General features: G+C 54.2%; 3 protein-coding genes. All 3 read left to right on the forward strand.

Translation table 11 applies throughout. The features are described from left to right. A partial coding sequence (locus N5A93_RS19420; protein WP_268956746.1) for a hypothetical protein occupies positions 1-210 on the forward strand: 210 nt, incomplete at its 5' end. Positions 211-270: 60 nt separating this feature from the next. Further along, complete coding sequence (locus tag N5A93_RS19425; protein ID WP_268956747.1) at positions 271-603, forward strand: hypothetical protein; 333 nt, start codon at positions 271-273, stop codon at positions 601-603. Then, a complete protein-coding gene (locus N5A93_RS19430; protein WP_268956748.1) occupies positions 603-755 on the forward strand; it encodes a hypothetical protein in 153 nt (50 codons plus the stop codon). The genes N5A93_RS19425 and N5A93_RS19430 overlap by 1 nt, the downstream gene beginning before the upstream one ends. Positions 756-1,514: the final 759 nt, after the last annotated feature.

Genomic DNA, 1,514 nt, shown 5'->3' on the forward strand with positions numbered 1-1,514 from the left:
GCATCGCTGTATCGTCCGTTCTTCATCGTAAATCTCCTCAGATATCTTGCCGAGAAAATTCTACTTTTGAACACCACTGATTTTCGGGGGGATTACCGCGAAATGCGTGAAAATGACGTGGTGGTACAATCTTATGCCTTTATTGGCGCCAATTGGGTTGGCGGCTTTGTTTCTAACCCTATGGGTCAAAGGTGTCACAAGATTCCGTGATCTTCTATATGACACCTAAACCCTAAACCTGAGGAACTGCGGCATTGGAGGGGATAGCCCATGGCTAAAACTGACATCACGTTGTCTGCTTCACAGGCTCAGGCAATTCACGGCGTTCTCACAAAAGCCCGCATGACCGTGAGCAAGATCAACCCCAACCTGGGGAACCAGCTTATGGAATGTGCCAAGTTCCTGGAGAATCCCGTTCGCTTCGGGACGGAAGTTCCTGACGAGGATGTGGAAGAGCCGAGCGAAGACTACGAAGACGGCTTCACAGAACCTCCCTATGGAGATTCTGACGAGCCTGTCGCAGCAACCACCAATGCAGGGGGTGGCGAGAACGTTCCGATCCCTGACGGACCCGAAGAGTCCGCTGAACCCGAGGCCAGCTGATGCTGCGCCTGGTCAGCTCTGCAGGCTATGTCTGCGTGATCCTGGCTCTCCTCGTGAGCATCATGAGCACAGCATTCTCGCTGGCCATCCAGATTTTCATCCTGGGTGTCATCATGCTTGCAGGAGCGGCTGCCCTAAACCCTAGTTCTTGAATTTCTTCGCCTACGGTTACCCTAAACACTGAAGGATATATTAATGCGCTTGGATCAATGTAAGTAATTGCTCACTCTAGTTCACTCTTAAACCTTTAGGTGACAATGCGGTCGAGCACGTGTGAACCGCTCCGGAAAACCCGGTGCGGTTCAACACGACTTGTGCACTACAAGCAATCAGCTCCTTAGCCCAACTGACCAATCCGTACGCCCCGCCAGAAGCCACCAAGCTTTCTCCACGGGAATCTCCCATTGGGTGGTCGGATTGGAATGATCGCACTGGGTCAGTTTTGAATGCGGATTGACACGATCCCGGCAGTTTACTGGCTGCTCTTAAAGTCAGCTTTGGCTGCCCGCGACCGGTGCTTTTGCGTCACACGGCCTGTCTCGGAATGCTCGCCGTATAGGTCTTGTCGCGTACGGAGGTGTCTCCGTCGAATGCCTGCATCCGCGCGCGGAGATGGAAATGCGTGCTGTCGCAAGACAGGTGGGTGTGGGTTACGGTCCGCACCGCCCACTCCTCGCGCCGCATCTCGTGGATCCAGGTGACCTCTCCTTCGGCGGATGTGGGATCGCCCGGCAGAATGGAATAGCGCTCGGTGCATTCGGCGGAATGCGTCAGACCGTGCTCGATTATACGGGCCGCACCTTCGTGGACGCTGACCCAGCCCCCTGAACTCAGGCCATTGAGGTGTTAGTAATCCGTCCGAGAAAAGGATGGATCATGAAACGCAGATTTTCAGACGAACAGATCATCGG

It is taken from the genome of Roseovarius salincola (assembly GCF_026891095.1).
GTDB lineage: Bacteria > Pseudomonadota > Alphaproteobacteria > Rhodobacterales > Rhodobacteraceae > Roseovarius > Roseovarius salincola.